The following is a 9,696-nucleotide window of genomic DNA, read 5'->3' as shown; positions in this document are numbered from 1 at the left end:
CCCCCCCCCCCCGCCACAGCGACCGCCCGTCGCCCGCCTAAGCGGCAAAAGCGAAGCGGCTCGGGCCGGTGAGATCCGATCGGATCTCACCGGCCCGAGCCGTTCTCGCGTCCGCGTCCGTCGCTCGGCATCGCCCCCAACCGTGCTGTCGCACCCCCGCGCCACAGTTGATTCGGGGGGCGCGCCGATCCGCCACACCCGACCCCGGGTGCGGGACAAGCCGGACACGCTCCCGGAACCGTCGTACCTCCGCGCCATCGTTGAACCGGGGGACCTTCGATTCCGACACACCCGACCTCGCGTGCGGGACGACTCGGACACCCGTCTCGCACCAGTCCACCGCGTCCGACGACCCACGCCTTCTCCTGCGCTCCAGCGCTAGGCTTTCCCGCATGAGCGACCGCAACGAGTACGACGGGCCGCCCGTCAACGTGCCGCCGCCTCCCGGCTGGCGGGTCGAGGCCGTGGCGCTGCCGAGTGAGCCCCGGGCGCTGCCGCCGCAGGACCACGCCGCGATCACCGCGGCCGAGCAGCGCGCGCGGCTCGTGACCCACTGGATCACCCTGGTGAGCGTGGCGCTCATGTTCACCGTGCTCATCGTCGGCCTGCTCACCCACTGACCGGAACGCAGCGGCCCCGGCCGGGCGTCAACCCGGCCGGGGCCGTCGTCTTCGCTTCGCGCCCTAGCGCACCAGGCCGCCCCAGGTCATCTCCGCGCCCGCGTGGCCGGTCTGGAACAGCCACCAGCCCGCCAGCAGCAGCAGCGCGAACGCCGCGACCCCGACGACGAACATGACGACCTTCCGTCCGGTCGCCGCCGGGTCGGACGAGCCGGCAGCGGCGCCCTCGCCGTCCTCGGCGGGAGCAGACGCACCGCCGTCGCGGGCGCGGGCCGCGCGGCGGCCGCGGTCGAGGCCGGCGAACAGGAACCACACCAGCACCAGCGCCAGGAGTGTCCACAAGAGCCAGTACGCGTAGTCGTGGTGCTGCGTGACGGCCTCGGACCAGCCGTCCGGCTCGTTGTAGTCCGCGAGCTCCTGCCCGGTCAGGATCGCCCCGTACACCGACGCGGGTGCCACCAGCGCCAGCGCCGCCACGGCCCAGCCGATGCGTTGGCGCAGCGGCGGAATCAGCAGATAGGCGAGGCCGCCCAGGACGAGCAGCCCGACCAGGATGATCGGCGCGTGCACCACCAGCGGGTGCAGAGGGAGATTGAGAATCGTCGGCATGGGGTTTATTGAACCCTAAACAATCACCAGCCGGTAGCCCCGGCAGAACTTTCGAAGAGTTCGACGTAGCCCATCACGGCATCTGCTATGAGCTGCACCGCGATCGCGGCCAGCAGCACGCCCGCGATCCGCGTCAGCACCTCGATGCCGCCGCGCCGCAGGATCTTCACCAGGAACCCCGAGAAGCGCATGACCAGATAGATCGCGATGTGGATGACGATGATCGCCAACGCGATCCACAGGTAGTCCGCGTGCGACGGCGCCTGCTGCACGAACAGGATCACCGCGACGATCGCGCCCGGCCCGGCCAGCAGCGGCGTGCCCAACGGCACCAGCGCGATGTTCGAAGTGGCCGTGCCCGAGGGCTCGTCGGCCTGCCCGGTGAGGAGCTGGAGGCTGACGAGGAGCAGCAGCAGCCCGCCCGCGCCCTGGAGCGCGGCCAGGTCGATGTGGAGGTAGTTGATGATCTGCTGGCCGAGCAGCGCGAACAGCGAGATCACGCCCAAGGACAGCAGCGTCGCCTGGAGCGCGGCCCGGTTGCGCTCGCGCTGATCCATGGTCCCCGTGAGGGCCAGATAGATCGGCACGATCCCCGGCGGGTCCATGATGACGAAGAGCGTCACCATGACCGTCAGCAAGTATTCGATTCCACCCACGCTGCGAGTATGTCAAGTCCGCTCGGTCACAGATCCGGATTCGACCACCCGTGTTAGGTGTAGCTCAGGATGGGCATCACAGCGTTCGCGGGCGGCTCGAGTTCGGAGACCACGGGCTTCTCGCCGGACGCGTCGATGAGGAGCCAGGAGTCGGCGTCGCGGGTGCCGGCGATCTGCCACTCGCCCTTCGGATCCGTCCAGTACTCCGACGCGCTGTCGTACTGCTGCTGGTACTCCCCCAGGTCGAGGTCGTCCAGCGGCGAGAACTCGGGATCCTCCATGGACTGCACGTTCCCGATCACCCGCTCGACGAGCGGGGTCGGATCGGCCTCGACGCCCGCGGGGGCGCCCTCTTCGGCGATCGCGAGCGACTGCACGACCGCGTCGCTGTCGACGGGGCCGCACTGCTCCTGGCCGCTGGCCTCGCCGGCGGCGTCGAGGTCGGAGACGCAGACGAACTCCGGGTCGGTCGTGTCGACCAGGACCGCGGTCTCGAACCCGGCGGCGCTCACCGACTCGAGGCCCAGATCGAGCTCCTCGTTGAAGTAGTAGCCCTTCGCGACACCGGTGGCGGTCGAGTACAGGTCGGTCGTGAACACGGCCGTGGTGTCGTCCCAGTCCTCCAGGGTCACGGCGTAGTTGGTCGTGAACCCGGACTCCTCGGTCGGCTCGTGGAGGGAGACGTCGACGAGCGAGTACTCCTCCGCCGTGTAGTCCGAGTTCGGCGTGACCAGCGCGAAGCGGTCGCCGACGCCGTTGATCTTGGTGTAGGTCTCGGCCTCCGAGGGCTTGTCGATCTCTGCACCCTCGCCGTCGAGACTGACCGTCACGACGGAGGTCGCGGTCTCCGTCATGTACATGCCCGCGAGCTTGTAGATGTCGCCGGGCGGCTCCTCGCCGCCGTAGGGGATGGTGTCGCCGTTCTCGGTGAGCACCGAGTAGCCGTCCGGATCCGCGACGAGGAACTCCATCGCGAACTCGTCCTGCACCTCGGTGGCGTTCGTGTCCGCGGCGATCACGCCGTTCTCGCCCTCGTCGTCGGGCACGAGCCACGGCTGCCACACGAAGACGGCGGCGCCGAGCACGAGCAGGCCCGCGCCGCTCGCGGCGGCGGCCGCACGCCGGCGGCGGCGGATGCGGCCGGCCCCGGCGATGGCCAGATCGGCCAGCCCGGGGTCGTCGAAGGTGGGCGCGGCGTCGGCCCGTTCGGCCAGCCCGCTGCGCAGCAGGGACTCTATGTCGTCGCTCATGCCGCCTTCCTCGGTTCCATCGCGAGGCCGAGCGCTTCGGTGGGCGTGCCGAGTCGCTTGCGCATGCCCGCGAGCGCGCGCGAGGCCTGGCTCTTGACGGTGCCGACGGAGATGCCGAGGATCTCGGCGATCTGCTGGTCAGTGCGGTTCTCGTAGTAGCGGAGGACGAGGACGGCGCGCTGGCGCTTGGGAAGGGCGGCGATGTGGCGCCACATCGCGTCGCGCACCGCCGAGTGCTCGGTGAAGTCGCGCGAGTGGTCCGGCCGGTCCTCGAACACCTCGGTGGGCTTCTCGCGGTTGGACCGCTTGCGCCACCAGGAGGCGTTGGTGTTGTAGAGGATGCGGCGGGCATAGGCGTCGACCGAATCAGTAGTCCTGATCCGGCTCCACGCCAGGTAGGTCTTCGTCAAGGTCGTCTGCACCAGGTCCTCCGCTGTCGCCCAGTTCCCCGTCAGGAGATACGCCGCACGGTGCAGCGCGGCGGAGCGAGCCGCCACGTACTCGCGGAACTCCTCGTCCTGGGACGATTTGACCTCGCTCACGAGTCTCCCTGGGGGGGTCGAAGAACAGACGACATCACCCCGGCGGGCGGTTGCGCCACCGGGCGGAATTCTGCCAAGAGATGGGTGTTCCTGGCAACCGTGGGTCGGATAGAAACTGAGTATACGAAGTAGGTGCAACCCCTCGGGTCCCGGCATCCGTTGCATTGATCTGCGTCATGACCAGGACGAAGAACACCCGCCGACGGTGTCGGCGGGTGTGCGGACGGTGAACGCGGGAGCGCGGCCTCAGGCGTCTGCCGGTTTCGGCGCGGGCTCCCCTTCGGGTATCAGGTCCTCTTCGGGTTCGGCCTCGCGCTCGTCGACCGCCTCGGGCTCGTACATCTCCTCGCACATCTGGAGGTAGAGCTCGTTCGGGTTCGGCAGGTGCGGGACGTTGCGCAGCGCCTGGTCCTGGCCGGCGGACTCGATGATGAACTCGCCGTAGTTGAGCATGCGGCCCATCGGGGTCTGCGCGTACTTCATGTCCGTGACGCGGCCGAGCGGCATCATGGCCACCGAGCGGGTGATGACCCCCTGGATGAGCATGATCCGCTTGTTGGTCAGGATGAACCTGTCCATGTACCAGTCGAGGATCTTCCAGCCGACGAAGCCGAGGATGAGCAGCCACACCAGGACGGTGACGGTGACGGCGGTGCCGCGGCTCTCGTAGTCCGACTTCGTGAGCATGCCGGAGGCGAGGCCCATGATGAAGGTCGCGAGGGTGCCGACGAGGTACCAGGGCATGAGGTGCACCCAGTGCCGGCGCCACTCGCCGCGGTACTTCTCGGTCGGGAAGAGATAGCGGGCGGAGATCGGGGAGGGGACGTCGGGCACGGACGGGGCGCGGACGCCGCCGAGGAGGCCGCCGCCGAGTCCGGCGGTGAGCCCGTCGTCGAAGCGGACGCCGTCGATGTCGCTCGCGGCGGTCGCGGGCGCGGATCCGGCGGTTCCCGGTGGGAAGCTGAATTCGCGCGTGGGGGATTCCGCGCCCGGGGCGGGACTGTCGGAGGGGGCGCGGGGGCTAGGGGGTTCCAGCGGCTCGGTGTCCTTGTTGTCCCCCGAGCCGCCTGCACCGGAATCGGTCATAGTGCCGTCGCTATCAGGTCACGAGGTTCGTGAAGAACGCCGCGAAACCGTTTGCGGCATCGAGGATTCCGCCTGCGAGGTTCCCGACCACGTCGCTGGCTTCGCCTGGCCTGAAGGCTACAAAGAACACCAGGAACGCAAGTCCGCCCCAAGTCAGAAACTTCTTCAACTTCCTCACCCCTCCCGTCAAGGGTCCTGGCCGATCGTTCGTCTGGCGCAGGCTGGCACGAGTCTACCGTACGAGCAGGACTCGGCTTTCAGTTTTGTCTGGGCCCCAACGGTGCGAACCGTGCGGCCCGGGTGCCGGGATCAGCGTAACGCGGTGGTGCCACTTTCGCCCGACTCCGCCTATCTACCAGCGGATTCAACCTATTCGCTTGTACCTCCGGGAGCTTACCCCAAGTAACCTGCCATTGGCTCAATGTAGGCGCATCGCACCCCTTGACCCTATGGAAGCGTCAGGTATCCGACACCGGCCGTTCGCGAACGCCCCGTGGGGAGTCGCGCCGCGACGCGGTGTACCCAGGCGTCGTCGCCTTCGGACCTCCCGAGCACGCGGGTGCTCCATTCCAGAGTGCCACCGGGGTGCGACATCGTGTAGCCCCAAGGGCGGTCGGATATCCGACGGGCCGTGTTATCCCTGCGACCGCCGCCAGGCAGCGCTATCTCGTCGGGCGCTGACCGAACACATGTTCCCTTACCCAGGCGTGCATGGCGATGCCGCTGGCGACGCCGGCGTTGATGGAGCGGGTCGATCCGAACTGGGTGATGGAGCAGATCATCGAGCAGACCTCGCGCACCGGTTCGGAGAGGCCGGGGCCCTCCTGGCCGAAGACGAGGACGGCCCTGCGCGGCAGGGCGGTGGTCTCGATCGGGACGGAGCCGGGGAGGTTGTCGATGCCCACGACCGCGAGGCCTTCGTCCCGGGCCCAGGCGACGAACTCCTCCACCGTGGCGTGGTGCCGGACGTGCTGGTAGCGGTCGGTGACCATCGCGCCGCGGCGGTTCCAGCGGCGCTTGCCGACGATGTGGACGGACTCGGCGAGGAAGGCGTTGGCGTTGCGCACGACGGTGCCGATGTTGAAGTCGTGCTGCCAGTTCTCGATGGCGACGTGGAACTCGTGGCGGCGCTGGTCGAGGTCGGCGATGATCGCCTCCCGGGTCCAGTACCGGTACTCGTCGACCACGTTGCGGCGGTCGCCCAGGCGCAGCAGGTCGGGGTCGTAGTGCTCGCCTGCGGGGAGCGGGCCCTCCCAGGGGCCGACGCCGACCGCCTCCAGCGCGGGGTCCTCGAACACGGGGTTCTCGGGTTCGCTCGCGTCGTGCGGGGGCTGGGCGGGGCCGGTCGTGTCAGTCACGCGCCTATTGGAGCACAGGGGCCGCCGAGGCGGGCCCGAGACATAGCGCCGCCCCGGCGGCTACGGGGGAAACCGACCGGGGCGACGCGTTGCATACTATCTGCCGGACGCCTGCGATCGGGCACACACCTCACTGAATTCCCTTGCCGCGTAAGGAAATCGGGTTATTGAGCGTCCCTTGTCACTCAGGTCTCGGTCATGTCCGCATGAACGCCTTGAGCGCGTCAGGGTTGGCCAGCGCGTCGCGTGCGATGGCCTCTTCGGGGGGCACGCCTTTGAGGATCTTCTTGACCGGGACCTCGACTTTCTTGCCGCTCAGGGTGCGCGGGACGGCGGGGACCTGCCGCACCTCGTCGGGGACGTGCCGGGGCGAGAGCTGCTCGCGGAGCGCGGTGTTGATGCGCCGGCGCAGGTCGTCGTCGAGCTCCGCGCCTTCGCTGCAGGAGACGAAGAGCAGGAGCCGGTCCTGGCCCGGGTCGTCCAGGTGTACGACGAGGGAGTCCGCGACGCCCTCGATGGCTTCGACGACGGCGTAGAACTCGGCGGTGCCCATGCGCACGCCGCCGCGGTTCAGCGTGGCGTCGCTGCGGCCGGAGATGACGGCCGAGCCGCGGTCGGTGATGGTGATCCAGTCGCCGTGGCGCCAGATCCCGGGGAAGTCGGTGAGGTAGGTGTCGCGGTAGCGGTGCTTGAGCGGGTCGCCCCAGAGGCCCACGGGCATGGAGGGCATGGGCGAGGCGATGACGAGTTCGCCTTCGCGTCCGATGCCGGGGCGGCCTTCGGGGTCGAAGGACTGCACGTCCGCGCCGAGGCACCGGCAGGAGAGCTCGCCGCGCCAGACCGGGACGGTGGGGGCGCCGCCGATGAAGCCGGTGCAGAGGTCGGTGCCGCCCGAGAGGGACTGGAGCTGGGCGGTCTCGCTGATCTGCTCGTAGACGTAGTCGAAGCCGACGGCCGGGAGCGGGGCGCCGGTGGAGCCGATGCCGCGGATGAGCGAGAGGTCGGCCTCTTCCATGGGTTTGATGCCGCGGGAGCGGCAGGCCATGAGGAAGGGGGCGCTGGTGCCGAAGTAGGTGGTGCCGGACTCCTGGGCGAGGCGCCATATTCCGGCGGGGTCGGGGGCGCCGTCGAACATGACGACGCCGGCGCCCACGATGGGCGCGGACATGAGGTAGTTCCACATCATCCAGCCGGTGGTGGAGTACCAGAAGAAGCGGTCGCCCACGCCGAGGTCGTGGTGGAGCGAGTGCATCTTGGCGTGCTCGATCGCCATGCCGCCGTGGGAGTGCACGATCGCCTTGGGCAGGCCGGTGGTGCCCGAGGAGTACAGGATGTACAGCGGGTGGTCGAAGGTGAGGGGTTCGAAGGCGACCCCTTCGTCGTAGGCGCAGAAGCGGTCCCAGGTCTCGCCCTCGACCTCGGCGCCGATGTACGGCAGGGTGATGAGCGAGCCGAGGCCTTCGAGGCCGCGCGCGACGCGGCGCAGGTCCGCGGTGCGGTCGATGGTCTTGGGGCCGTACTTGTAGCCGTCGACGGCCACGAGGACCTTCGGCTCGATCTGCGTGAAGCGGTCGAGCACGGCCTTGGCGCCGAATTCGGGGGCGCAGCTGGAGAAGACCGCGCCGAGGCTCGCGGTGGCGAGCATGAGCGCGTAGGTCTCGGGGATGTTCGGCATCCAGGCCGCGACGCGGTCGCCGCGGCGCACGCCGTGGGCGATGAGGCCCGCGCGGGCGCGGGCGACGGCCTCGCGGAGCTCGCCGAGGGTCCATTCGACGGGTTCGCGGGTGTCGGAGTAGGCGCGGACCAGGACGTCGTCCTCGTCGACGCCGGGCGCGGTGAGCACCGCGCGGGCGTAGTTGAAGGTCTCGTCGGGGAACCACACGGTGTCGGGCATGGTCTCGTCCGCGAGGACCCGGTGCTCTGGCACGGTCTTGCCGAGGCCGAAGTACTCCCAGATCGCGCCCCAGAACGGGCGCAGGTGCTCCACGGAGTACTGCCACAGGGCCGGATAGGCGGTGAGGTCGCGCTCCTCCCGGCGGGACAGCCACTGGCTGAACCGCCCGATGTTCGTCGTCTCCACCGCGTCAGGCCGCGGCAGCCACAGCACCTCGTTGGTCACGTCGCCTCCCCGATATCCACAACAGTGTGGTCCACAGCACTATCGTGTCACGAGGAAGCCTCGGCCTGCCTTGCGGGGGCGTCCGTTTCGGCGGTTTCGTCCCCCTATTCAGTTATTCCAGCTCGTCTTCGATGTAGCGCTCGCGGATCACGTAGAGGCCCGCGCAGAAGAGGACCGCGGTCAGCGCGGCCACGAACCCGAACGGGGCCGAGAACGAGCCGGTGAGGCCGTAGACCCAGCCCACGGCGAGGGGCCCGACCCCGGCGATGAGGTAGCCGCCGGACTGGGCGAAGGAGGACAGCGCGCTCGTCCCGGCGGGCGTGCGGGCCCGCAGCCCGAACAGGGTGAGGACCAGCGGGAACACCGAGGTGCCGATGCCGAACAGCGCCATCCACAGCCAGGTGAGCGGGCCGCCTCCGGCGATCCACATCCCGGCGATCGCGGGCGGGTAGCAGGCCATGAGGGCGAGGAAGACCGGGCGCGGGCCCCAGCGGACGGTGAGGATCGGGACGACCACCGAGATCGGGATCGGCACGATCGTGAGCAGGCCGAGCATCGACCCGGCGGCGGCCGGGGCCATGCCGTCCGCGACGAGGATCGTCGTCGTCCAGCCCATGAGGATGTACGCGATCGCCGACTGGCTGCCGAAGACGACGAGCATCATCCAGGCCAGGCGCGAGCGGCGGACGCCGTCGAGGCGGCCGATCGGCGCGGCCCCGGCCGCGGCGGTCCCGGGCCGCCACAGCAGCCACGGGACGACCGCGATGAGCGCCGGGAGCGCCCAGACCGCCAGCGCGAGGCGCCAGTCGCCGGTGAGGTGGTCGATCGGGGCGGTCGCGGCGGCGGCGACGGCGGTGCCGACCGCGAGCGTCGTGGAGTAGGCGGTGGTCATGAGCCCGATGCGGTTCGGGAAGTAGCGCTTGACGATCACGGGCACCGCGACGTTGCCGACCGCGCCCGCGGCGAGCGCCAGGAGGCTGAAGAGCAGGAAGAGCGCGGTGTTCGGGGCCCAGGCGCGGGCGATCATGCCGACGCTCATGACCAGGAGCGCGCCGGTGAGGAGGGCCCGGGGGCCGTAGCGGCGGGCGAGGCGCGGGGCGAAGGCGCCGAGGCCGGCGAAGGCGAGGACCGGGAGGGTGGTGAGGAGCCCGGCCACGGTCTCGGACATGCCGAGGCCGGTGCGCAGTTCGGCGAGGATCGCGCCGACGCTGGTGACCGCGGTGCGGAAGTTGAAGGCGGCGAGGACGACGCCCGCCACGAGCATCCAGCCGGCCGCGACGGCGGCCGTTCTGGTCGGGGCCGGAGGATCGGCGAGTTCCGCGTGCGGGGTGGGGGCGGGGTGCTCGACGGGGTTCTCGACGGGGTTCTCGACGGGGTTCTCAACACCGGTCGCGGGCGCATCGGTCGTCGTCACGCGGACGGCTCCTTCCGGGTGGGGCGGAGGCGGGCGGGGTCC

10 protein-coding genes are annotated in these 9,696 nt (G+C 69.9%); 1 reads left to right on the top strand and 9 read right to left on the bottom strand.

All coding sequences use genetic code 11. The annotated features are described in order from the left end of the window. Positions 1-392 precede the first annotated feature (392 nt). On the top strand, positions 393-620 hold the full coding sequence (locus tag O2L01_RS14450; protein ID WP_270122659.1) for a hypothetical protein: 228 nt from the start codon (positions 393-395) through the stop codon (positions 618-620). 63 nt (positions 621-683) lie between these two features. Here O2L01_RS14450 and O2L01_RS14445 read toward each other — a convergent pair whose 3' ends face one another. The 9 genes from O2L01_RS14445 to O2L01_RS14405 all read right to left on the bottom strand — a co-directional run bounded on the left by O2L01_RS14445 (position 684) and on the right by O2L01_RS14405 (position 9,654). After that, a complete protein-coding gene (locus O2L01_RS14445; protein ID WP_270122658.1) occupies positions 684-1,229 on the bottom strand; it encodes a hypothetical protein in 546 nt (181 codons plus the stop codon). 23 nt (positions 1,230-1,252) lie between these two features. Continuing rightward, positions 1,253-1,876, bottom strand: coding sequence for a MarC family protein (locus O2L01_RS14440; RefSeq protein WP_344469369.1), 624 nt, complete (start codon positions 1,874-1,876; stop codon positions 1,253-1,255). Positions 1,877-1,938: 62 nt separating this feature from the next. After that, entirely contained in the window at positions 1,939-3,135 is a 1,197-nt protein-coding gene (locus O2L01_RS14435) for a hypothetical protein (protein ID WP_270122655.1), read from the bottom strand. Beyond that, positions 3,132-3,677 (bottom strand): SigE family RNA polymerase sigma factor, encoded by a 546-nt coding sequence (locus O2L01_RS14430; protein ID WP_270122653.1) that lies wholly within the window; start codon positions 3,675-3,677, stop codon positions 3,132-3,134. Before O2L01_RS14430 ends, O2L01_RS14435 begins: the two co-directional genes overlap by 4 nt. 246 nt (positions 3,678-3,923) lie before the next feature. After that, positions 3,924-4,763 carry a PH domain-containing protein gene (locus O2L01_RS14425; protein ID WP_270122652.1) on the bottom strand — a complete coding sequence of 280 codons (840 nt, stop codon included), beginning with the start codon at positions 4,761-4,763 and terminating at the stop codon, positions 3,924-3,926. Positions 4,764-4,776: 13 nt separating this feature from the next. Next, positions 4,777-4,941: a hypothetical protein gene (locus O2L01_RS14420; protein WP_230601565.1), complete on the bottom strand. Its 165-nt coding sequence runs from the start codon at positions 4,939-4,941 to the stop codon at positions 4,777-4,779. A gap of 484 nt (positions 4,942-5,425) precedes the next feature. Beyond that, positions 5,426-6,061, bottom strand: a complete 636-nt coding sequence (locus O2L01_RS14415; RefSeq protein WP_344469367.1) for a TrmH family RNA methyltransferase — start codon at positions 6,059-6,061, stop codon at positions 5,426-5,428. A gap of 256 nt (positions 6,062-6,317) precedes the next feature. Further along, positions 6,318-8,240, bottom strand: coding sequence for an acetoacetate--CoA ligase (locus O2L01_RS14410; protein ID WP_270122650.1), 1,923 nt, complete (start codon positions 8,238-8,240; stop codon positions 6,318-6,320). A 112-nt stretch (positions 8,241-8,352) separates the two neighbouring features. After that, positions 8,353-9,654, bottom strand: a complete 1,302-nt coding sequence (locus tag O2L01_RS14405; protein ID WP_270122649.1) for an MFS transporter — start codon at positions 9,652-9,654, stop codon at positions 8,353-8,355. Positions 9,655-9,696: the final 42 nt, after the last annotated feature.

This window comes from Glycomyces lechevalierae (genome assembly GCF_027622945.1).
Lineage (GTDB): Bacteria > Actinomycetota > Actinomycetes > Mycobacteriales > Micromonosporaceae > Glycomyces > Glycomyces rutgersensis.
Note: the sequence above shows the minus strand (reverse complement) of the source record. Positions and strands in the feature narration are given on the sequence as shown.

What these genes read in the sequence shown, in the direction of transcription:
- O2L01_RS14435 (WP_270122655.1), bottom strand. Translation starts at nt 3,135, where the DNA reads ATGAGCGACGACATAGAGTCCCTGCTGCGCAGCGGGCTGGCCGAACGG.
- O2L01_RS14450 (WP_270122659.1), top strand. Translation starts at nt 393, where the DNA reads ATGAGCGACCGCAACGAGTACGACGGGCCGCCCGTCAACGTGCCGCCG.
- O2L01_RS14425 (WP_270122652.1), bottom strand. Translation starts at nt 4,763, where the DNA reads ATGACCGATTCCGGTGCAGGCGGCTCGGGGGACAACAAGGACACCGAG.
- O2L01_RS14445 (WP_270122658.1), bottom strand. Translation starts at nt 1,229, where the DNA reads ATGCCGACGATTCTCAATCTCCCTCTGCACCCGCTGGTGGTGCACGCG.